General features: G+C 64.8%; 20 protein-coding genes and 1 pseudogene. 12 read left to right on the plus strand and 9 right to left on the minus strand.

Going from position 1 to position 20,580, the window contains the following annotated elements:
- Positions 1-92 precede the first annotated feature (92 nt).
- Positions 93-320 carry a hypothetical protein gene (locus ACIRRA_RS38310; protein WP_402778821.1) on the minus strand — a complete coding sequence of 76 codons (228 nt, stop codon included), beginning with the start codon at positions 318-320 and terminating at the stop codon, positions 93-95.
- A gap of 565 nt (positions 321-885) precedes the next feature.
- On the opposite strand from ACIRRA_RS38310, the gene ACIRRA_RS38315 reads away from it, so the two are divergent.
- The gene (locus tag ACIRRA_RS38315) at positions 886-1,497 is read left to right on the plus strand and encodes an acyl-CoA thioesterase (protein WP_402778824.1); all 612 of its coding nucleotides are present in this window, start codon (positions 886-888) and stop codon (positions 1,495-1,497) included.
- A 443-nt stretch (positions 1,498-1,940) separates the two neighbouring features.
- On the opposite strand, the pseudogene ACIRRA_RS38320 reads toward ACIRRA_RS38315, so the two are convergent.
- Positions 1,941-2,885: pseudogene (locus ACIRRA_RS38320) on the minus strand (decaprenyl-phosphate phosphoribosyltransferase); the annotation flags it as partial.
- Between the two features lie 404 nt (positions 2,886-3,289).
- Complete coding sequence (locus tag ACIRRA_RS38325; protein WP_402778827.1) at positions 3,290-4,681, minus strand: serine hydrolase domain-containing protein; 1,392 nt, start codon at positions 4,679-4,681, stop codon at positions 3,290-3,292.
- Between the two features lie 221 nt (positions 4,682-4,902).
- Between ACIRRA_RS38325 and ACIRRA_RS38330 the strand changes: the two genes are divergently transcribed.
- On the plus strand, positions 4,903-5,379 hold the full coding sequence (locus tag ACIRRA_RS38330; protein ID WP_402778830.1) for a macro domain-containing protein: 477 nt from the start codon (positions 4,903-4,905) through the stop codon (positions 5,377-5,379).
- A gap of 167 nt (positions 5,380-5,546) precedes the next feature.
- Here ACIRRA_RS38330 and ACIRRA_RS38335 read toward each other — a convergent pair whose 3' ends face one another.
- Positions 5,547-6,857, minus strand: coding sequence for a trehalose-6-phosphate synthase (locus tag ACIRRA_RS38335; protein WP_402778833.1), 1,311 nt, complete (start codon positions 6,855-6,857; stop codon positions 5,547-5,549).
- A 415-nt stretch (positions 6,858-7,272) separates the two neighbouring features.
- On the opposite strand from ACIRRA_RS38335, the gene ACIRRA_RS38340 reads away from it, so the two are divergent.
- The 3 genes from ACIRRA_RS38340 to ACIRRA_RS38350 all read left to right on the plus strand — a co-directional run bounded on the left by ACIRRA_RS38340 (position 7,273) and on the right by ACIRRA_RS38350 (position 9,785).
- Positions 7,273-8,796 (plus strand): GMC oxidoreductase, encoded by a 1,524-nt coding sequence (locus ACIRRA_RS38340; RefSeq protein WP_402778836.1) that lies wholly within the window; start codon positions 7,273-7,275, stop codon positions 8,794-8,796.
- Between the two features lie 174 nt (positions 8,797-8,970).
- Positions 8,971-9,339, plus strand: coding sequence for an alpha/beta hydrolase (locus ACIRRA_RS38345; RefSeq protein ID WP_402778839.1), 369 nt, complete (start codon positions 8,971-8,973; stop codon positions 9,337-9,339).
- Entirely contained in the window at positions 9,273-9,785 is a 513-nt protein-coding gene (locus ACIRRA_RS38350) for a hypothetical protein (RefSeq protein WP_402778842.1), read from the plus strand. Before ACIRRA_RS38345 ends, ACIRRA_RS38350 begins: the two co-directional genes overlap by 67 nt.
- Positions 9,786-10,175: 390 nt before the next feature.
- Here ACIRRA_RS38350 and ACIRRA_RS38355 read toward each other — a convergent pair whose 3' ends face one another.
- On the minus strand, positions 10,176-10,859 hold the full coding sequence (locus tag ACIRRA_RS38355) for a hypothetical protein (RefSeq protein WP_402778845.1): 684 nt from the start codon (positions 10,857-10,859) through the stop codon (positions 10,176-10,178).
- A gap of 278 nt (positions 10,860-11,137) precedes the next feature.
- On the minus strand, positions 11,138-11,809 hold the full coding sequence (locus ACIRRA_RS38360) for a GntR family transcriptional regulator (RefSeq protein WP_402778848.1): 672 nt from the start codon (positions 11,807-11,809) through the stop codon (positions 11,138-11,140).
- Between the two features lie 88 nt (positions 11,810-11,897).
- Here ACIRRA_RS38360 and ACIRRA_RS38365 point away from each other — a divergent pair, with 88 nt between their 5' ends.
- The 3 genes from ACIRRA_RS38365 (at position 11,898) to mptB (ending at position 15,074) form a co-directional block, all read left to right on the plus strand.
- Positions 11,898-12,302 carry a VOC family protein gene (locus ACIRRA_RS38365; protein WP_402778851.1) on the plus strand — a complete coding sequence of 135 codons (405 nt, stop codon included), beginning with the start codon at positions 11,898-11,900 and terminating at the stop codon, positions 12,300-12,302.
- Positions 12,299-13,060 carry an SDR family NAD(P)-dependent oxidoreductase gene (locus ACIRRA_RS38370; protein ID WP_402778853.1) on the plus strand — a complete coding sequence of 254 codons (762 nt, stop codon included), beginning with the start codon at positions 12,299-12,301 and terminating at the stop codon, positions 13,058-13,060. Before ACIRRA_RS38365 ends, ACIRRA_RS38370 begins: the two co-directional genes overlap by 4 nt.
- A gap of 352 nt (positions 13,061-13,412) precedes the next feature.
- Entirely contained in the window at positions 13,413-15,074 is a 1,662-nt protein-coding gene (gene mptB / locus ACIRRA_RS38375; protein WP_402779037.1) for a polyprenol phosphomannose-dependent alpha 1,6 mannosyltransferase MptB, read from the plus strand.
- Positions 15,075-15,316: 242 nt separating this feature from the next.
- Here mptB and ACIRRA_RS38380 read toward each other — a convergent pair whose 3' ends face one another.
- Entirely contained in the window at positions 15,317-16,444 is a 1,128-nt protein-coding gene (locus tag ACIRRA_RS38380) for an NADH:flavin oxidoreductase (protein ID WP_402778856.1), read from the minus strand.
- A gap of 115 nt (positions 16,445-16,559) precedes the next feature.
- On the opposite strand from ACIRRA_RS38380, the gene ACIRRA_RS38385 reads away from it, so the two are divergent.
- The 3 genes from ACIRRA_RS38385 to ACIRRA_RS38395 all read left to right on the plus strand — a co-directional run bounded on the left by ACIRRA_RS38385 (position 16,560) and on the right by ACIRRA_RS38395 (position 18,706).
- Positions 16,560-17,003, plus strand: coding sequence for a MarR family winged helix-turn-helix transcriptional regulator (locus ACIRRA_RS38385; RefSeq protein ID WP_402778859.1), 444 nt, complete (start codon positions 16,560-16,562; stop codon positions 17,001-17,003).
- A 135-nt stretch (positions 17,004-17,138) separates the two neighbouring features.
- Positions 17,139-18,026, plus strand: a complete 888-nt coding sequence (locus ACIRRA_RS38390; protein WP_402778862.1) for an aminoglycoside phosphotransferase family protein — start codon at positions 17,139-17,141, stop codon at positions 18,024-18,026.
- 371 nt (positions 18,027-18,397) lie between these two features.
- Complete coding sequence (locus ACIRRA_RS38395) at positions 18,398-18,706, plus strand: hypothetical protein (protein ID WP_402778865.1); 309 nt, start codon at positions 18,398-18,400, stop codon at positions 18,704-18,706.
- Positions 18,707-19,011: 305 nt separating this feature from the next.
- On the opposite strand, the gene ACIRRA_RS38400 is transcribed toward ACIRRA_RS38395, so the two are convergent.
- Positions 19,012-19,461: a hypothetical protein gene (locus ACIRRA_RS38400; protein ID WP_402778868.1), complete on the minus strand. Its 450-nt coding sequence runs from the start codon at positions 19,459-19,461 to the stop codon at positions 19,012-19,014.
- Positions 19,462-19,570: 109 nt separating this feature from the next.
- Here ACIRRA_RS38400 and ACIRRA_RS38405 point away from each other — a divergent pair, with 109 nt between their 5' ends.
- Positions 19,571-19,711: a hypothetical protein gene (locus ACIRRA_RS38405; RefSeq protein ID WP_402778871.1), complete on the plus strand. Its 141-nt coding sequence runs from the start codon at positions 19,571-19,573 to the stop codon at positions 19,709-19,711.
- Positions 19,712-19,755: 44 nt separating this feature from the next.
- On the opposite strand, the gene ACIRRA_RS38410 is transcribed toward ACIRRA_RS38405, so the two are convergent.
- Complete coding sequence (locus ACIRRA_RS38410; protein WP_402778874.1) at positions 19,756-20,535, minus strand: NAD(P)H-dependent oxidoreductase; 780 nt, start codon at positions 20,533-20,535, stop codon at positions 19,756-19,758.
- Positions 20,536-20,580 lie beyond the last annotated feature (45 nt).

Consider the following 20,580-nt stretch of genomic DNA (forward strand, 5'->3'; position numbering starts at 1 on the left):
CACACCCACCACCCAGTGGCCTGCGGGACCAACTGAACACGGAACGAAATCACCTGGCTCTACTCCCGGATGGTCTCGTCATCGGGGACCGCTCAAGTGGGATACACCGTGGAGGTGGAACCAGCGCCGAGGATGGACAGCGGGGCGAGCAAGGTGGACAGGAGGGCGCCTCCTGGACCGCATCCCGTCGCATAGATGTCTCCGTTCCCTACACAGGCCGGCGGCAAGATCGACGTCATCAGGTCGGAGCTGCCGGTGCTCGCGACGTTCTGAACACTCGCCGGGTCGCCGCTCGCCGACCCGGCGAGCGCAACGCTCATCAACCCACCCACCACGACAAGGCTTGCCACACAACGTTTCACGAGTACCTCCGGTCGATCGAAACAGCTCGTCCGACACTAACCACCAACGAAGTTGAAACGTTGATACTTCACAGATTTGAGGTGCCCCCACTTTTCCGGGCTTCGGCGGCAACGGGTTTCCGCCGCATCCGGGATGCCGACGGAATGTCGGCTCAGCCGGTGACAGTCTCGGCGCGCAAGTAGCTGTAGACGGTCTCTTCTGCAGCTGGGTGAAACCACCCGAGTCCAGGGCCCGGTACCCAAAGGACTACTGCCAACGGGGCTTCTTGGATCCCCCGCGCCGACCAACGACAATGCTAAATCGCGGTGCGGAGCCGGATCACCGGGCGACCCGCAAACGCACGCTCTATGCCGCGTCCCGCGTTGACCGAACCGGCCAGCGCGGGACGTCGACGTCCGGAACCTGGTGCGGCACAGAACGTCTTGCCGATTCCAGGTCGCTTCGCTGTCTCACAATTGTTGGTACGGGTGCGAGGATGTCGATCCTGATCTGGCCGGTTCGTATACCGATCGATGCTCTCGCATGATGGTGGAACTTCCCTGCAGGACAAGGGTTCTCGCGCGGTCATCGGTGCGGGGCGAGGATGCGGTGCCGTCGTGCTCGGTACAGCAATGGTCGTGCTGGTCGCCAACACAGCCTTGCGAGCTGTTGCCGATGCCTACGCAAGCTCGGATGCTGGGTCAGTTCGAATTCACCAACCCGAAGGAGTATGAGTTGACTGCGTTCACGGTTCGAATCGTCGTGCGTGGATACGAGACCGACAGTCAAGGGCATCTGAACGGCACTATCTATCTGCAGTACGCCGAACATGCTTGCTGGTCGCTGCTTCAGGAGGCCGGCATCGCCCAGCGCGATCTACTCGCGCGGGGTGTCGGCCCGGTGATTCTGGAGACGACGATCGGCTATCACAACGAGCTCCTCGCGGGCGATGAAGTCGAGGTCTCGTGCGAATACCTGTGGGGCACCGGCAAATCGTTCCGGATTCAGCAACTGTTCACCACGCTCGACGGGGCCGTAGTGGCGAAGGTGTCGCATGTCGGTGGCATCCTCGACCTGGCCGAGCGTCGGTTGGTCGCCGACCCGGCGGCGCGATACCGCGCGATCGCGAAGAAGCCGGAGTTGCTGGGTCTTTGATCCCTCCTGCCACTGAACCCCGTGCCCACCCGATGGCCCTCTACCGACATGAGTAGCGGTTCGCCACCACCAGCCCAGATACCTGGTGTTGGAAGGCGAATCGTGACTGTACTGCTTCATCGAGCGGCAGTTACCGGTATTCCTGGACGACCCGGCGGAATCCGGCGCGGCCACGGAGACCTACCGTACCGGGTTACAAGGACGAGATACCGTGCGAAGGCTGAGTTTCCGGCGCCTGCCCCGGTAATAGCCCCCTGACTCTGGTGAACTCGAGTGCGCGCTATTGCCGCATACCGCGCTGACCGAACCGGCCAGCGCGAGGTGCCGGCGGCCGGAACCTGGTGCGGTGCAGAACGTCCGCTATTGCCGATTCCAGGTCGTCGGTGTGTCGAGCCAGTGCCATGAGGTCCGCTCATGATGCGGCAGGTGCCCCATATGTCTGCTCAGGTGAGATAGACGGCCACACCGATTGTTGCGACACACGCCAGGGCCAATGACTGCAGAGTGCGGTCGCCCAGCACGATCTCTTCGGGTTCACCGGCTCCGGCCCCATCAACGTCGACCGCGTAACGCAGGATGCTGATTGTAAAAGGAATCATCGAGATTGCGAACCACGGGTTGTCCTTGTGATCGGCCTCGAACGCCCACAGCCCGTAGAAGACTACGACCGCCGTGCCCGACAAGGTCCAGACGAAACGTAGATAGGTGGGCGTGTAGTACTGCAACGACTTACGAATCTTGGCGCCGGTGTCCAGCGCGATTTTCAACTCGGCATAGCGCTTGCCAGCGGCCATGAACAGCGAACCGAAGGCCGCTATCAGCAAGAACCATTGCGACAGATGAATACTCGCCGCCGCGCCACCGGCAACCGCGCGCAACAGGAAGCCCGATGACACGATGCAGACGTCGAGGACCGCTTGATGCTTGAGACCGAAGCAGTAGGCCAGCTGGATGCCGACGTAAGTAGCCATCACCACGGCCAGCTGCCATGTCGCCACGAACGAGATCAGGATCGAGGCGGTCAGCAGCACCACCGACAGCGCGTAGGCCAGACGTACCGGAACCAGCCCGGCGGCGATCGGGCGGAAGCGTTTGGTCGGATGCGCTCGGTCGGCTTCCACGTCGAGCGAGTCGTTGACCAGGTAGATGCCCGACGCTGCCAGGCAGAACACCACGAACGCGATACCGATGTGCAGATCGCGGGTGAGATCGGAGATGGCAAAGGTGTCTGTACCCGGAATCGTGCCCGCAGCCAGCGGTGCGGCCAGCACCAGAACGTTCTTCACCCATTGACGTGGCCGCAGGGCTTTGACCAGGCCGCTGGCCAGGGTCTTGGGTGGTCCGGTGAAGAGGGCCTCGTCGAGTTCGATGGTGGTCGGCTCTTCGGTCGTATCAACCTGACTGCTTCCTGTGGCGGCGGAGGAATCTCTTTCCGCGGGGCGAGCACTGCGCTTCGACGGCTCGCGATTGTGTCGACCCGCGACACCGCCAACGACATACTCCCAAACACTCACCTGTATGTCTTGGGGTCAATCTTTTGACAGGATCGGACAGTTCGTTGGATCGACAGCGAGGCCGGCAGCCCGGCTGACCCAACGTCCGCTATGCCGCATACCGCGCTGACCGAACCGGCCAGCGCGGGGCATCGGAAGATCAACTGGCCGTGCTGATCCGAGGCCGGCAGACCATCCATGCCGAATGCAGGACATTGATCGGTGGTAATCCATTGCCTCGGACGGATGTTCGTTCAGCTCGAGCCGTTCGAGGTCGGGATTCCGCTCGCTCTGTCGGGTTATGCAGCGTCGCGGCGGGTCATGCGGCCGCCCGCCGAGCGGTAGCTCGCTCGGCCGTCGAGGAGGTCGTGGAAGGACACCAGCAGCTGGCGTGAGTAGCCGGTGAACATCTCCAGGGGCAGCCCGGCGGGTGCGAAGAGGTCCTCGCCGACCGGGACGAACCGGCGGGTCGTGACCGGGATCGAGCCGCCGACGAAGGCGGTGAAGACGCGGGACTGTTGGTCATCGGCAGGTTCGTAGGTGGTGGTCTCCTCGAGCGCGCCGTCCACCGCGCGGACGTCGATGCGTAGTTGGTTGGAGCGGTAGGTGCCCTCGTAGCGGGTCAGATCCTCGACCTCGACCGTGGCGGTGATCAGATCCGGGATTGTGGCGCCCAAGCGATCGCGCAGCAGTGACAACAGGATACGGTCGAACAGCGCCATCGCGCGGGCGTCATTGCCGTAGGCGGCGAAGACCAGGTCGTGGCCGGGCACCGCGACCAGCACCGCGACTCCGCCCGGGGAGGCGCCCGAGTGTGACAGGACATCGATGTCGCCGAAGGGCATGAGCAGCCAGCCCAGGCCGATCGGCGGAATGTGCAGGGTGCCACTGGAATGCGTGACAGTCTGCATGCGCGCCACCGATTCCTCGGACAGTATCCGGGCGCCCGAGGGCGCCAGGCCGCCGTCGAGGTGTGTGCGGCCCAAGGCCAGCAGATCGCCGATGCCGGCGATGGCCGAGGAACCGGCCGGGCCCCAGGTGTCGGGCAGTTTGAACAGGTCGGTGCGGCGTGCGCCGTCCTGGGTGGGGAAGTGGCCGATGGCGGTGCTGCGCAGGATCGCCTGCGCGGGGCTGGTGACGGCACCGGTCATACCGGCCGGGATGAACAGATCCCGTTGCAGCAGTTCGTGATACGGCAGTCCGGTCACCGCCTCCAGCACGCGGCCCGCGACGATCATGCCGCCGTTGGAGTAGCTGATGTGCTCGCCGGGCGTGAACAGCGTGCCGACCTGTTCGGCCATCCCGTCGACCGCGATCCGCAGGGCGTCGGGGCCGTCGGAGTCGGGGAAGTACAGGTCGGCGTCGATTCCGTTGGTGTGGTTGAGCAGATGCCGGATACGGATGTCCTCGGCGCCCGCGACGGTGAGGCGAAACTGCGGCAGGTAGGTGACAACCCGCTCGTTCAGGTCGATGCGGCCCTGCTCGACCTGCTGCATGACCAGGGTCGTGGTCAGCACCTTGGTGATCGACCCGAGCAGGAACCCGGTGTCCTCCCGCATCGGCTCGCCGGTAACCACATTGGTCACCCCGTGCGCCACCACTTCCTGCTGTCCCGCGTGATACACACCCGCGACCACGCCGGGTACCCCGCTGGTTTCGATGAACTCGCTGACCAGTGCGTTCAAGCCCATGTTCGACATCGTGCCGACCCTTTCTCCGTGTCCGCCGTGGCGGATCTCTGTGCTGAGATCGACAATGGCGGGCCGCGCTGACAGGCCACCGACAGCACACCGACAGTGACGCCGACTCGGGTGGTGAACGCACTGTCATGCCGCGACCCGCGCTGGTCGGATCGGCCAGCGGTCGATGTCGGTGCCCGCGTCTATGTTCGGCGCGGGAGGACAACATGAGCATGACCGAGATCGTCTATGAAACCGGGGACGCGACCGCGCCCAGCGCCATTGGGTCCGCGATCATCGCGCATATCTGTAACGACCTCGGCCGCTGGGGCAAGGGTTTCGTCATCGCCGTATCAGCTCGATGGCCGCAACCTGAACGCGCCTACCGCGACTGGTACAAGCAACGCGACTCCAACGCCTTCGGCCTGGGTTCAGTGCAGTTCGTTCGGGTCGCATCTGATCTGCACGTGGCCAACATGATCGGCCAACACGGGATCCGCTCCAGTGCTGGCGGACCGCCGATCCGCTACGACGCGGTCGACCAGAGCCTGGAGAAACTCGCCGACTTCGCGGCGGTGTCGAACGCCTCGGTACACATGCCACGTATCGGGTGCGGCCTGGCCGGCGGAACCTGGGACCGGATCGAACGGCTCATTCATGACCGCTTGTCCAGCCGCGGTATCAGTGTGGTCGTGTACGACCCGGAATGATCCTGGCCCTCGAGAACGTCCGGAACTGCCGCATGGCGCGCTGACCGAACCGGCCAGCGCGGGGCGCCGGCGGCCGAAACCTGGTGCGGTGCAGAACGTCCGCTATTGCCGATGAGCGATTCATTGCCGGTGCTCTGCTGATGCTAGGTGTTTGCGCCATCTTCTGCCTAGGCCGGGTGGTGGCCAGGGAGGGTACTGCGGTGTTGGATGGCTGCGATGATCTCGGCTGCCCAGTGGGTGGGGTGTTGGTGTCCGAGGCGGTGAGCGAGGCGAGTCAGTCGTGAGTTGCGCTGTGTGGGGTTGAGGGTGAGAGCGTATTCGAGGGTGTCGACGAGATCTGTCGGTGAGTGTGGGTCGGTGAGCAGTGCAGCGTCGCCCAGTTCAGCGGCGGCGCCGGCGTATCGAGACAGGATGAGCGCGCCGGATAGGCCACAGGCGGCGTGAGATGCGATGAATTCTTTGGCGGTCAAGTTCATGCCGTCGCGCAGCGAGGTTATCCAGAATATGTCGGCGGCCAGGTAGTGATCGATTATTTCTGTGAGTGGTAGGGGGTGGGGTAGGTAGTCGATGGGTTGCCAGTCGGTGGTTCGCCACTGGTTGTTGACCTGGTCGACATGGTGGCCGAGGGTGTTTCGGGTGGTGTCGTAGGCGGTGATGCCGGATTCCGGTGGTGGGCATACCAATCGGAATCGCAGCCGCCCGGCGAGTTCGGGGCGGCGGGCGAGCAGGGTGGCGACGGCGTCGACCTTCTGCACCGGTGCTTTGGTGTAGTCCAAACGTTCGACCGACAGCACGAGTTTCTCGGTGTCGGGTTGACGGTAAGGCAGGCGGGCACGGGCGATGGTTTCGACGGCTGTCCTGTCGATACCGAGAGGATGCACGCCGAGGCGGGTGGTGGCAGCAGTACCCGCGAGGATGTCGCGGAAGTGTTCGGCGTCGCTGCTGGTGTGAAAGCCTGCCCAGTGCAGGCCGGCGACCGAGGCGCGGATCTCGGCGGCGGTGGGCAGGGTGGCGAAGATCGACGGCGGCGGGAAGGGGGTGTGGTGGAACAGGCCCAGTCGTAAGTCGGGACGGCTGCGGCGGAGCCGACCAGGGACGAGCCACAGGTTGTAGTCGTGCAACCAGACAGTCGCTCCTGGTGCGGCGACAGCATTGATGTGGTCGGCGAATCGCGCGTTCACCGTCTGGTACTGGGCCCATGCGGTCTTGTCGAAGCGCATCAGGTGCGGGTGGGACATCAATACCGGCCACAATGTTTCTTTGCAGCAGCGGTGGAAGTATCCGGACCAGTCCGAGCGAGTCAACGGGAGAAATGACAGCGGGAGGCCGGTGCCGTGGTGGTCGAGCTGGGTTGGGTCGGTATCGACCGCTGCGGCGACCCAGGTCGCCTGTGGGGTCCCGGCCAGCAGGGCGCGCAGGGTCGGTATCACCCCGTTCGGGCTGGCCGGTGCTCGCCATCGGTGATCGGCCCATTCCATCGGTGGCCGGTGATATGCGATGACCAGCGGAAATCCGGTCATACCCAGCCGAGTCGCGCCGACAGTACACCCGCCACGCCGGGTTCATCGGCCCAGTGGGAGTACTCGCTTGTCGGAACTGCGTCGTGCGGGGCGGGTTCTGCGCTGCTCACGAACACCGCGCGGGTATCGATCATCCGGTCGTCGTTGGCCAGAGGCGTGTGGAGCCGCCGCACGGGAGGGGCACTGTCGAGTGATATGAGGTCGCAATCGGCGATCACGATCTTCGACCATTCTGCGTGTGCTGGCATACGCCCCCCATCCGCCGATCGGCGTTGTGCGCGCCCCCGGTCGAATGCATCGTACCGATTCCGGTGGGTTGCATGCGGCGTGAGAGTCGGCCCCCCGCAAGCGATTTGCCGCTATCGTCATCGGCGTGGGATCCAAGCTGGGCAACGACCGGCATTTCGATGTGTGCATCGTGGGTAGCGGCGGCGGCGGAGCCGTCGCGGCGGCCGAGTTGGCGGCCGCCGGCTGGGAGGTCGCGGTGATCGAGCAGGGCGATCACGTTGCGCCGGGGTCGGATCTTCGGGACCTGCTTCCCAGTCATGAGACAGCACGAGCTCGCAGGCCCGACGGCGTCTGGGTGGAGTACGGAAACCCTTGGGCCGCATGCGCGGTGGGTGGAGGCACCCGCTTCTTCGCCGGGCTGGCATGGCGTTTCAGAAATGTCGACTTCGACCCCGGAACGCACCTGGCGGCCGACGCGTTGCCGACGCAGTGGCCGATCACCTACGACCAACTCAGGCCGCACTACGACGCCGTCGAAGCCACGATCGGAGTCGCCCGCGACGAATCGGACCCTCTGCTTCCCGCCGCGGCACCTCCGGTCATGCCTGCCCATCCCTACGGTGCGCGCGGTGAACTGCTGCATCGAGCCGCGACAAGTCTGGGGTTGCACCCGTTTCCGACACCGCTAGCGGTCGCAAGCGTTGCCACCAGCACGCGGAAGGCGTGCGCCGAGCTGACGACCTGCACATACTTTGCCTGTCCTACCGGTGCGAAGGGCGGGGTTGTGGAACGAGTACTCGACAACCTTCTGGCCATGCCGAACTTCTCGTTGTTCGTCCGCATCAAAGCTGTTGCCCTCGAAGCCATGTCGCGCGATCTGGTCCACAGCCTGCGCTGCGTCGACTTGATCAGCGGCAGACCGATCACGGTACGTAGCCGCCTGTTCATACTGGCTGCCAACGCGGTGCAAACTGCAGCCCTCCTGCTGCGCTCGACCTCCCGGCACGCGCCCTCGGGTATCGGTAACGACAATGATCTCGTCGGACGCGGCCTGTGCTTCAAAGCCAGCCAATACATTCGAGCCCGACTGGATGCCGCTCAACCGCAGACCGGTCGGCACAGCAGTATCGCCATATCCGACTACTACCTCGACGACAGCTGCCCGACCGGCCTGGGCGGAATGATCTACGACGTCGGACCGACCGACCCTAGCGACGACCAGGACCGGCACCTGGTCCGATTGGAATGTCTGCTCGCCGACCAGCCACTCGCCAGGAACCGGGTCCTGCTCGATCCCGCATCCACCGACTCTCTCGGGCTGCCGCGCATAGTCATGGACTACCGGCCGCACAAACTGGACCTGGCACGACTCGCCCACATGCGCGAACACGCCATCACCATCCTGCACGCCGCAGGTGCACGCGAATTGACCACCGAGCCTATCGACTTCACCCTCGGCAGCGCCCACCTCCACGGCACCTGCCGATTTGGGGTCGATCCGCGCACCTCCGTGTGCGACCCGGACGGTCGGGTCCACACCATGAACAACCTTTACATCGCCGACGGCAGCCTGCTGCCATACCCCGGCGGAGTCAACCCGAGCCTGACCATCCAGGCACTCGCCAGACACGTCGCTCACCGCCTACTCGACACGCACTCCACCGCGTGACGCGAACAGCTCTCGACACGAATACGCTCCGAATCCATAACCGCTTACGACGCGGTCGGCAAGGCGGGACTGCGCTGCGCCAGAGAATTTCCGCAATATCAATTCGACGGCCCGGCGACCGGTGCGAAAACGCACTACCAGCCATCGACACCGGCTCCCCATCCGACGGTGGTAATGGCACACGGCATCGGCGGCATCAAAGCCGCCGGTCTGGCCCCATTCGCGGAGTTCTTCGCCAACAACGGATTTGCCGCCCTCGTCTTCGACTACCGGCACTGGGGCCGCTCCGGGGGCACACCACGCGACCTACTATCGATCCGCCGCCAGCGTGAGGATTACCGCACCGCCCTCGCTTGGGCGCGCGGCCACGACTCGATCGACAACGACCGGCTGTTCATCTGGGGAACCTCCTTTGCCGGCATGCACATCCTCGAGATCGCCGCCACCGATCCGGCATTGGCTGGAGCGATCGCACAGTGCCCCCCCTCGTCGACGGCCTGGCCGGGATGGGAAATGTCGCCCTACCGCGCGCGCTGCGCCTGACCGCTACAGCGGTGGCGGACCTGCTCGCCGGCGTCGTCGGCGGGGCGCCGAAGTACGTGCCGCTCAGCGTCGGACCCGACAGCTTCGGAGTGATCGCGACAACCGACGCACTCACCGGACTGCACCGACTGACTCCAGCCGATGGCGACCCCTGGCCCAACCGCATCACCGCACGATCACTGCTCGACATCGTTGTCCATCGCCCCGTCCGAGCAGCCCATCGAATCCAATGCCCCCTACTGATGGTCGTCGCCGAAACCGACACGATGGCCCCCACCGGACCCGCTACCCAAGCCGCCGCACGAGCGCCCCGCGGTGAGCTATACCGCAGCCGCGGCGGGCATTACGACGTGTACGCCGACGGGGTCGACCACTCCGATGTGCTCCGCGTCGAACTCGAATTCCTCACCAGGCACGCCCGATCAGCACGCCCGTCTGCCTCGTAGCGCGAACAGGATGAATTTCGCCCGCGACGGCATCTGAAACCAGATTATGGTGGCCTGGGGCTCATTCAGGCTCGGTGCCGCAATTGCCGCCCGCGAGCACCTAAAGCGCTCGAGAGCCCCAGATGGTGGATTCGAAAAGCGGTGCTTCTGACCGATGCAGAGGCCGTGCGAGCTGAACGCACTATTCTGCCGCGAGTCGCGCCGACCGAACCGGCCACGGGCTCCGCTTCCCTCCAAGCCCTTTCCGAACTCGTCACCGACGTCCGCGAGTTTCTTCCGCTCGCTCCGCAGTGCGCAAGAGCTCGCTTGGACAGTCGATCATCGGGAAACGGTGGCGGGTGGCTCTCGGGCGATGCCGCCACTGTTTCCTGGTCGTGGTGGCCTGGTGGGTTAGTTGTCGGCGGAGCTTTCGAAGGCTACGTCGGTGTGGCCGTCGTGCTGGAAGATCGAGGCGCAGAGTTCATTGCGGTCTAGGAGGAAGCCTTGGTTGCGGCAGCTGTCCGATTTGCCGTCGGGGGTGGGAGGATTCAGGTGCCAGCCGTGTTTTCGATTGAGATGCTCGACGAGGGTGGCCGCGATGTCCTGGGTTGTCGGGCCGCCGATGACGAACGCGCGTCCGCAGATCGTGGCGGAGTTGCCGCCACAGCCTTCGTCGTCGTTCGACAGGACGGTGAGGCCGTGGGGGAGGGGCAGAAGTTCGGAGCTGGGCGGCACGTAGGCGTGTTCGCCCTTCATGACCAAAGCCAGTCCGCCGCAGTAGAAGAGAACCACGAGACAGTACGCGCTCGCCAGGAACTTGCCCAGGTTCATTCGCGGGATCATCGGACTATCGGCTGACAGGCGGCGGGACACCAGCACAATCATGAAGGCTGCCACGAGGATGACCATCAGCAAGGCCAAGGCGCTGATCTGTTCCGAGAGAGAGATCCACCGCTGGGCCACCGACAGGAACAGCGTGCCCCACACCGCCACTGCCAGACTGCCGAGCCATCGCTGGCGGCCGGTTCGGGCCATGAGCAGCCAGATCAACAGCGGCGCGAACGAAACGAGAGAGAAGAACAGCGTTCTCGTCATCACTCGCCGCCCCGACGACCGGCGAGCCGGTCGAGCTGATCAATCACGTAATCCATTCCCTCCCCGCCGGATTAGAAGATCTCCGGCACAATGCCGGATCCTAGCGTTCGCCGGAGATCCTCGACTGAGGACGAGTCTGGTGTCGGCTGCGGAGGGATGAAACGCACTGATCTGCCGCATTCCGCGCTGACCGAACCGGCAGTGTGAGGCGTCGGCGGCCGAAACCTGTTGCGGTGCAGAAGGTCCGCTATTGCCGAATTGAGGATCTTTTCGCCGGCTTACGCTGAGAGGTGGGCGAGCAGGTTGCGGCGGGCCGAGTCGACGTGTTCTTCGGCGCATCGCGCCAATGTTTCGCGATCACCGGAGCGCAGCAGCACGGTCAGCTGTCGATGCTCGTCGATCACCCGGTCGCGGTAGTGCTCGTATCCGACTGCGATGCGGTGCATTTGGAACAGGTACACCTGCGATCGCACGGCCAGCCACGCCTGGCTGAGCCGTTGGTTTCCGGCGGCGTCGTAGATGCGGTCATGAAAGGCGATGTCCAGGGCGAGCAGTCGCGGTCCGGATGCTGCGCCGGCGATCTCGGCCGCCATCGCTGCAACGAGCTCGTCGAGCGGTGCCAGCTGTTGCGGACTCGCTGTGACCTGGGCGCTGATCGCGGCCAGCCGGTCCAGCGCACCGCGGACCGCATAGACCTCCTCGACGTCGTGTGCGGTCACTTCGATGACGGTGGTGCCGCGATGCCAACCACTGCGGATCAGTCCCTCGCGTTCCAGCAGAGTCAGGCCCTCCCGAACCGATCCGCGGCTGACACCGAGTGCGGTGGCGAGTTCGACCTCGCGTAGTGGTGCACCGGGCGGGAAGTCGCCGGCGAAGATCGCGCGGCGGATGACGTCGGCAGCTTCTTGCGCCAGCCCGCGGCGGGCTGCTTTGGGCAGTGAGGAGATCATGTCTGAATGTTGACATTAGGACATTGGTTGGGCAAGGTGGGGGCTCGTTCTAAGCGAAGGAGTGCTGACCATGTCACCCCGTCCTGCCGTGCACCTGGCAATACCGGTTGACGACCTCGGCGCCGCCCGACGGTTCTACGGAGGAGTCCTCGGGCTCGACGAAGGACGCTGCAGCGACCACTGGATCGACTGGAACCTGCACGGCCACCAGTTGGTGACACATCTCGTGGCCAGCGAGTCTGCTGTTCAGGGGATGAGCGAGGTCGACGGGCACCGTGTGCCGGTACCGCATTTCGGCCTGCTTCTGCAGTCAGAGGATTTCCACGCGCTGGCCGAGCGGTTGCGTACGGCCGGTGTGGAATTCGTGATCGACCCCTACTTGCGGTTCCCGGGCCGCCCGGCGGAGCAGTGGACCATGTTCTTGCGCGATCCGGCCGGTAATGCCTTGGAGTTCAAAGCCTTTGCCGATGAAGAGCAGGTGTTCGCTCGATGAGGCGGGTATTGGTGACCGGTGCCTCGCGTGGGATCGGCCGGGCGGTGGCAACGGCGTTCGCTGAAAAGGGTGACCGAGTGGCGGTGCACTATGTCAGCGACGCCGACGCCGCGGATCGAACTCGACGGCATTTGCCGGGTTCCGGGCACACCACGGTCGCCGGTGACCTTGGTGATCCAGAGGCAACGCAGCAGGTGGCAGAGGCGGCGATACGCGCTCTGGGTGGGATCGACGTCCTGATCAACAATGCTGCCGTCGCGACCTCGGCGGCCACTCGGCACGCGGTCGCGGAGGTCGACTACTCCCAATGGCGACGGACCTGGCAACAGATGATCGATGTCAACCTACTCGGCGCGGTGCACCTGACCTATGCGGTCGCCCAGCACCTCATCGACCGTGGCGCGACCGGCAGCATCGTCAACATCGGCTCACGCGGCGCGTTCCGGGGTGAACCGGAATTTCCCGCATACGCTTCGACCAAAGCCGCGCTGCACGCTTTCGGGCAGTCCATGGCGGTCGCACTGGCACCCCATGGAATCGCCGTGACGTCGGTGGCACCAGGGTTCATCAGCACCGAGCGGCAAGAGGCGAAACTGGCGAGTGACGCCGGTGACGGAGTACGCGCCCAAAGCCCGTTCGGGCGGGTCGGAACACCTGACGAGGTCGCCGCGGCAGTGCTCTACCTGGCTTCCCCCGAAGCAGCGTGGGCATCGGGGACGGTACTCGATCTCAACGGCGCATCGTACCTGCGAACCTGAACACCACAACTCGCTCACCCCGCAGCGCCGGCCAAACCCACTGCAGGTAATGGTTTCAGCAGTGCAAAGCATCCCTATGCCGCACACCGCGCTGACCGAACAGGCCAGCGCAAGGCGCCGGCGGCCCAAACCTGTTGCGGTGCAGAACGTCCGCTATTGCCGATTATGTGATGTTCTTGCGGCCGGCTCAGCGCCTTTCCTATCCCGCATAGGCGGCTGTGTGAGCGTTCGCGTTGGCAGAACCAAGGTCCATACCCACCATGTGGTGCGGCTAGGCTCGGTCGTTGTGGGGTTTGGGGAAAGCATGTGGCGCAGGAGCATCGGGCTAGGGCGGCGAACTCTCGGCCTGGACATGCCGCCTGTTTCATACAGGATCGCTGCCCTTCCCGGCGACGAGGCGCAGGCACCGCGTCTCGATCGCCGCGAAGCCCTGCAGTTCACGAGGATCCGGATGCTCGGTGCCACTGGCGCGGTGTTGATGGCGATCAGCGCGCTGGGCGTGGGCGCTCAGCCGGTGCATCAGAACCCGGTGTCGGGAGTTCGGGTGATGGGATTGTTCGCGCGCACGCCGACCTCCGTTCTTGCTATGTGCATGATCGGAACGGTCGCGGTGATACTGGCCTGGCTATTGCTGGGGAGATTCGCGGTTGGCGGCACCGGTTTCGCTCCTGCGCACCGGATCAGCCGCTCCCAGCTCGACCGCACCCTCTTGCTGTGGGTCATTCCCCTGGTGATCGCGCCGCCGATGTTCTCCAACGACGTGTATTCCTATCTCGCGCAGAGCGAGATCGCCCGGCGCGGCATGGACCCCTACGTGGTGGGCCCGGCCACAGGCCTCGGGCTGGGCAATGTGCTCACCAACAATGTGCCCAACATCTGGCGTGAGACACCCGCCCCCTACGGGCCGTTGTTCCTGTGGATAGGCCGTGGCATCGCTGAGATCACTGGTGACAACATCGTTTTCGGTGTCTGGTCGCACCGGCTGCTCGAACTCGGCGGGATGGCGCTGATCGTATGGGCGCTGCCACGATTGGCTCGCCGTTGCGGGGTGGCACCGGTGAGCGCGTTGTGGCTCGGTGCGGCCAATCCGCTGGTGCTGTTCCATTTGATCGCGGGAGTACACAACGACACACTGATGCTCGGACTCATGCTGGCCGGGCTGGAATGCTGCCTGCGCGCACTCGCCTGCGACACAGGCGATCAGAGACGGTCATCTCTGCCGCTGGACTGGCACTCGTGGGCCTTGTTGGGGTTCGGAACGACACTCATCACACTCGCGGCCATGGTCAAGATTCCGGCGTTCGTCGCGCTGGGGTTCGTCGGTATGGCGCTGGCTCGCCGCTGGGGCACACGGATCGGGCCGGTAATTCGTGCCGCGACGGGGTTGGGCGCGATCGCCGCGGTGACCACCTTGGTGGTCTGCTGGGGCAGTGGGCTCGGTTTCGGTTGGATCTATACCCTCGGTACGGCCAACGCGGTACGCAGCTGGATGTCGGTACCGACAGCGCTGGGCATCATCACCGGATTCGGGGGTGTGCTGCTGGGATTGGGTGATCACACCACCGCCGTGCTGAGCCTCACCCGTCCGCTCGCTATGGCGGCAGCAGTACTGTTCGTCCTGCGCATGTTGGTGGCCACCTGGACCGGACGTCTGCACGCGATCGGAGCGCTCGGCTTGTCGATCGGTGCAGTCGTGCTGCTGTCCTCGGTGGTGCAACCGTGGTATCTGCTCTGGGCAATCGTGCCGTTGGCCGCGTGGGCAACCACGTCGAGGTTTCTGGTACCGGCGGTGTCATTCTCGGTAGTGGTGGGTGTTGTGGTGATGCCACGCGGTGCAGAATTCGGGGTTTTCCAGATTGTCGAGGCCGTGTGTGCCGTCGTCCTCGTGTCCGTGTTGTTCATCGTGCTGACTCGAAATGCGTTGCCGTGGCAATACAGGCCCAGGGAGCACTCAACGATCGCGAAGGCAGTTCCTGCCGACTTGATCTGCCCACCTCGGCGGGCCCGCGACTGAGGCTTGCGCCATGGCCGTAAGGTTCGGCCGGTTGACTCTCGTCCGGATAAGGTGACAAGGTCTGGGACCGGGCAATCGCGTTGGTCACCGAAGCCGATCGGTTCCTCTGCTCTTGCCGCATGCCCCGCCTGACCGAACCGGCCAGGCAGGCATCGGAAGATCAACGTACGCAGATCATCTGATGAAACGGCTGCGACTCGGACTCGACCGCTGGCTGGTGCGGCGGTCGAGCCCGCAGGCCGTCAGCTCAGCGTTTTCAATGCCGCCGCGTCGTATGGCTTCAGCTCGTCGATCTGTCCCGCAAGCACTTTGGAGGCCCATTCCGGGTCCTGGAGGAGCGCGCGGCCGACTGCTACCAGGTCGAATTCGTCGCGTTCGAGGCGGTCGAGGAGGTTGTCGAGGCTGCCTAGTGCGGCGCCCTCGCCGGTGAAGGCGCGCAGGAAGTCGCCGTCGAGGCCGACCGAACCGACGGTGATCGTTGTTTTGCCGGTGAGCTTTTTGGTCCAGCCAGCCAGATTCAGGTCCGAGTCGTCGAATTCCGGGAGCCAGTAGCGGCGGGTGGAGGCGTGGAAGGCGTCGACACCGGCCGCGGCGAGCGGGGCGAGGATTGCTTCGAGCTGCTGCGGGGTCTCGGCGAGGCGCGCGTTGTAGGCCTCTTGCTTCCACTGTGAGTAGCGGAAGATCACCGGGAAGTCGGGGGAGACGACCGCGCGGACCGCCGCGACGATCTCGGCTGCGAACTGTGTGCGGGCCACGGCGTCGCCACCATAGGCGTCGGTGCGGCGGTTGGTTCGCTCCCACAGGAACTGGTCGAGGAGATAGCCGTGGGCGCCGTGCAGTTCGACGCCGTCGAAACCGATGCGCTCGGCGGCCGCGGCGGCCTCCGCGAAGGCACCGATCACGTCGTCGAGGTCGCGCTGGGTCATCGCCTTGCCCGTGCCTTCGGTGCCGTCGACGCGAATGCCGGAGGGGCCGACCGCGGGCGCCTCGGCGAATGGCGGCTCGCCATGGGTGCGGACCATACCGATGTGCCACAGCTGCGGCACGATCGTGCCGCCCGCTGCGTGCACGTCCTCGACGACCTTGGCCCATCCCGCCAACTGGTCCTCGCCGTGGAAGCGCGGTACGCGATCGCTCTGTCCGGCCGAATCGTGGCCGACGTAGGTGCCCTCGGTGACGATCAAGCCCACGCCCGCGGCGGCGCGGCGTGCGTAGTAGGACCGCACGTCCTCGCCGGGAACGCCGCCGGGGGAGAACATGCGCGTCATCGGCGCCATCACGATGCGGTTCGGAACGGTCAGTCCGTTCAGTGCGACGGGCCGGGACAGCAGGTGGGCCGTTCGGGAGGCGTCGGAGGCGGTGACGGTCACTGGATGCTCCTCGTGGTTACTTGCCAATGTCGATGGTTGAGAACTTCAAGCAATGCGGCCAGACGCTAATGGTAAATATTTGAGGAAGTCAAGTATCCGCGGATAGGCTGGTCCCATGGCAGCAGCTCCCCGCGTCGACACCGCCCAGCTCATGGAGCTGCTCTCGCTGTCGCTCGGCGCCTACTACGGGGACTTCACACTCGCGGCGGCGAGCGAGAACCTCACGGCGATCCAAGGCAAGACCCTGACCGTGCTGCGTCGCGGGCCCGTCGCGATGCGCGCCCTGGCCGAAATCATGGCCTGCGACGCCTCCAACGTCACCGGGATCATCGACCGACTCGAGAAGCGCGGGCTCGTGCGCCGCGAGGCCAGCGCATCCGACCGACGCGTCACGAACCTCGTCATCACGACCGAGGGTGAGCTGATCACCGACGCGATCCGCGCGAAGATGCATGCCACCCGGGATGGGCTGAACAGACTCAGCGACGAAGAGCAGAACCACCTGTGCGCCTTGTTGGAACGGGTGTTCATCACCCGGCCGGCCGCCCGCCCCGAGTGACCCGTACCGAATGTGATTGGAGCCGAGCTTTATTCGGCGTATCTGCGGGGAGTGTTTGGACTCGACCGCTCCGGATGTCGGAGGGGGCTCGCCGGTGCTAGCGTGCCTGCGCATGCAGCGATCGGGGGTTTGTTGATGGATGAGATCAGGTTCGAGCAGAGCCTGGTGCGCGCGCTGCTACGAGATCAGCACCCGGATTTGGCAGATCTCGAGCTCCGAGATATCAACGGAGGCTGGGATAACCAGGTGTGGCGGCTCGGAGAGGAGCTGGCGGTGCGCTTGCCGCGCACCGCGCGTGCGCCTGCCCTGCTGCGCACTGAGCAGAGGTGGCTTCCATTGTTGGCGAACCGATTGCCGCTACCGACTCCGACTCCGGTGCGTATCGGCGAACCGTCGAGCATGTTCGAGCACACCTGGACGATCACACGTTGGGTCGAGGGCGAGCCGGCCGATCGTGCGCCGGTTGTGCGCGTCGATGCGGCCCAAGCCCTCGCGAAGTTCCTTGGAGCGTTGCACCACCAAGCGCCCACCGGCGCACCGGCCAACCCAGCGCGGGGCATCCCTCTGGCGTTATTGCACGCCGGGGTCGGGAGCGGGTTTGACGTCATCGCCGACCACGCGAGCGCCGATGGCGCGCGGGAAGTCTGGGAGAAGGCCGTCGCAGCGCCCGCCTGGCAGGGAGCGCCCGTGTGGCTGCACGGCGACTTGCATCCGGCGAATGTGGTTGTCCGGGACGGCATGCTCGCCGGTGTGATCGACTTCGGCGATATGTGCGCAGGAGATCCCGCGACTGATCTTTCAGCCGCCTGGATCCTGTTGCCTGCCGGGGCAGCAAGCCAGTTCTTCGACGCATACGGGCAGGCCGACGAACCAACCATCACCCGGGCCCGCGGCTGGGCAGTCCTGCGCGCGCTGGGCTTGATTCAGATCGGACAGAACGGGAGACGGGGGCTCCCGGGAGGCAAATCGACTTGGGAACCAGCAGGTTACGCAACCTTGGAGCGTGTCCTGGCAGCGAATTGACCGGGACGGCTGCGCATTCGCAGGACGCTGCCTTGCAGCCGAACCATCCGCTATTGCCGCATACCGCGCTGACCGAACCGGCCAACGCGGCCCCTTCGGGCGTCCGGGGTGGTCGCTCTCGGCGATCGCCCGCCATTCGGGGATCGATCGGAAAGATGTCAGAAACTGCGCGCATCACTCAGATTCGACCATCGCGGGCACGCAGGTGGGTTGCTGCACGCCAGCGGCGAGGATCTGTGTTCTCCTCGGGGTATGTGGGCTCCAGGGGAAGTCCGGCAGAATGCAGGGGCCGCAACGATGATCTCAGTCCGGAGTGGTCAGTTCTTCCCTTGAGTTGCCGGGGTGTCCAGGCTGATGAATAGTGGCCTCACGTGAGGAAGTTCGCGAAAGTTGTGGCGTGGATCAGCGCGCTACTGTCCATATTCGGGGCGTATCTGTGGATGAGGCACAGCAGTGCAGTCCCGGAGTGCAATCATCATGCGATGAGTCCAGGTGAGATCTGCCGTCGCATTGGTGGCGGCGGTGGAGAATGGACTTACGAACAGGAGAAGCAGTCGATCGCGAACTCTCTGCCCATCGACCAGGCGCTGACCATTGTCGCGGCCGCGGTCTTCCTCGTCGCGATCATCGGACTCCAGATCGCCAAGTCCACCAGCACAACTGCTGCCAACCGGCCCTGACCGAGCTGCATCGATGCGTCGAGTGTGTCAGCAACATCCGATCGTCCCGCTCAACCTGCTAGCCTCCAAACCCCAAGCCGCCTGGGGAATTTCGGCGAGCGACTCTGGCCGTATCAATGAGCGCCATCAAGGCGTGCTCCCAAGGGACAGCCCGGCGAGTTGGATCCAGCGGTTCATAATCGATCATCCTTCGGCATGCGTGCTTGCCGCACAACGAGAATGGCAGCGGACATCGCCGACGTAGTTCGTCGGAACCCGCACAGTGTTGCGCTCGTGCTGCTGATCCTCAAGGGTCGAATCCCTGTTTACCACTGCACTTCACAACGTCCGATCAAGTCCGCGTAGGCGCGGACCGTCCAGAAATCGACGCCGTGGAACATCTCCGTCTCGCGTCGGAGGCGCCCCCCGCCTTTATAGGTGGCGTATTGGCCGTCCGAGAGGCTGCTCGCGTATCGCAGGACTCGACGCTCGACGTTATGGAAGACGGGTGGCAGGGGCGGTGTTTTCCAGACCTGCTGAATGTCCGGGCCGTGCCGGTCCTTCGTCTGGTTGGGGAGCTCGCGTAACCGCCTGGACGACCGCTGCCATGTCTTGCCGACCTTGATCCACCCGTCGGTCAGGCCGAGGACGTAGACATAGCCGATGTCCGGCGACTCTGGATAATCGACCAGGTCGGTCGCGTCGAATTCGACCAGCCAGCTCTCGTAGCGCAAGTCCTCGCGCACCTGGATCTCAAACTCGCAATCCCAGCTCATCCAGTTGATCCTTCCCCGTCGTACCCGGCGAAGGCGACATTTACGAAGAACACGTCCGGCGGGTGCCACGGGTAGTCGTTGCCTTCAGCCTGGACTTCGAAGATGGCGTGTGCCTGCGGATCTGCTGATGATCCAGGACATCCTGGCCGACCCGGAGTGGGAGGGCGTGCTCACCGCCGAGAACGAGCGCGGCCTGACTCCGCTGTTCTGGTCGCATATGCTCCCGTACGGCGAGTCGAACTCGACATGAACACCCGGCTCGCCTTCGGCGGTCTGTGAACCAGCTTCCTGCGGTTAGCCGCGCACGTGCAGCCCGAAACCCGTGCGGCCCGCGGGCTCCAGTCCTTCCTTCAGGTGCAGCGAGGGTATCTCGTAGTCACCGAAGTTCTGCCGCCGGAACGCGATCGGCTCGGTCGACTCCAGGGTGAGCAGGCGCTGCTCCCATGCCTCGGCGACGTCCGGGTAGTCGTCGCCGGTCATCCGGTCGGTGCCGTACAGCACGAACGGCGGCAGCACCTCGATGCCAGGGTAGTAGAGGATGCCGTGGTGGATCGGGAACAGCAGATCGTCGATGGGGCCGTTGATCCCGCGAGCGGCGTAATGCGACTCCGGCCCGCCGGCGGTCACCGACAGCAGAGCCTTCCTGCCCACGAGGGTGCCTTCGCCGAAACGCTCACCGTACTTGGTGTCGCTGTGCTCGCCGACACCGTACGCGAAATGGAAGGTGAACACCCGGTCCACCCAGCCTTTGAGGATCGCGGGCATCGCGTACCACCACAGCGGGAACTGGAAGATGATCGTGTCGGCCCACAGCAGCTTCTGCTGCTCGGCGAGGACGTCCGGGGTGAGCGTCCCGGCGTCGAAGGCCCGGCCCGAGTCCAGGGCGACCTTCAGCGGACTCGAAGCGTCGGGGCCGTAGTCCGCGGCGTCCACGACCGCCTTCCAGTTCATCGCGTACAGATCGCTCACCCGTACCTCGTGCCCGGCGGCCTCCAATGTGGACACCGCGAGGTCCTTCAGCGAGCTGTTGAGCGACTTCGGCTCCGGGTGGGCGTAGACGATCAGCGTCTTCATGGGAACTCCTTCGGATCGGGTGCCTTCGATCCTGGGCGCCGCAGC

It is taken from the genome of Nocardia sp. NPDC101769, assembly GCF_044766925.1.
GTDB lineage: Bacteria > Actinomycetota > Actinomycetes > Mycobacteriales > Mycobacteriaceae > Nocardia.

Excerpts from the sequence above, each read along its gene's own strand:
- ACIRRA_RS38410 (WP_402778874.1), bottom strand. The coding sequence starts at position 20,535 with ATGAAGACGCTGATCGTCTACGCCCACCCGGAGCCGAAGTCGCTCAAC.
- ACIRRA_RS38345 (WP_402778839.1), top strand. The coding sequence starts at position 8,971 with ATGGCACACGGCATCGGCGGCATCAAAGCCGCCGGTCTGGCCCCATTC.
- mptB (WP_402779037.1), top strand. The coding sequence starts at position 13,413 with ATGCCGCCTGTTTCATACAGGATCGCTGCCCTTCCCGGCGACGAGGCG.
- ACIRRA_RS38390 (WP_402778862.1), top strand. The coding sequence starts at position 17,139 with ATGGATGAGATCAGGTTCGAGCAGAGCCTGGTGCGCGCGCTGCTACGA.
- ACIRRA_RS38335 (WP_402778833.1), bottom strand. The coding sequence starts at position 6,857 with ATGGAATGGGCCGATCACCGATGGCGAGCACCGGCCAGCCCGAACGGG.
- ACIRRA_RS38370 (WP_402778853.1), top strand. The coding sequence starts at position 12,299 with ATGAGGCGGGTATTGGTGACCGGTGCCTCGCGTGGGATCGGCCGGGCG.
- ACIRRA_RS38355 (WP_402778845.1), bottom strand. The coding sequence starts at position 10,859 with ATGACGAGAACGCTGTTCTTCTCTCTCGTTTCGTTCGCGCCGCTGTTG.
- ACIRRA_RS38385 (WP_402778859.1), top strand. The coding sequence starts at position 16,560 with ATGGCAGCAGCTCCCCGCGTCGACACCGCCCAGCTCATGGAGCTGCTC.
- ACIRRA_RS38330 (WP_402778830.1), top strand. The coding sequence starts at position 4,903 with ATGACCGAGATCGTCTATGAAACCGGGGACGCGACCGCGCCCAGCGCC.
- ACIRRA_RS38400 (WP_402778868.1), bottom strand. The coding sequence starts at position 19,461 with ATGAGCTGGGATTGCGAGTTTGAGATCCAGGTGCGCGAGGACTTGCGC.
- ACIRRA_RS38310 (WP_402778821.1), bottom strand. The coding sequence starts at position 320 with ATGAGCGTTGCGCTCGCCGGGTCGGCGAGCGGCGACCCGGCGAGTGTT.
- ACIRRA_RS38315 (WP_402778824.1), top strand. The coding sequence starts at position 886 with ATGATGGTGGAACTTCCCTGCAGGACAAGGGTTCTCGCGCGGTCATCG.
- ACIRRA_RS38325 (WP_402778827.1), bottom strand. The coding sequence starts at position 4,681 with ATGGGCTTGAACGCACTGGTCAGCGAGTTCATCGAAACCAGCGGGGTA.
- ACIRRA_RS38360 (WP_402778848.1), bottom strand. The coding sequence starts at position 11,809 with ATGATCTCCTCACTGCCCAAAGCAGCCCGCCGCGGGCTGGCGCAAGAA.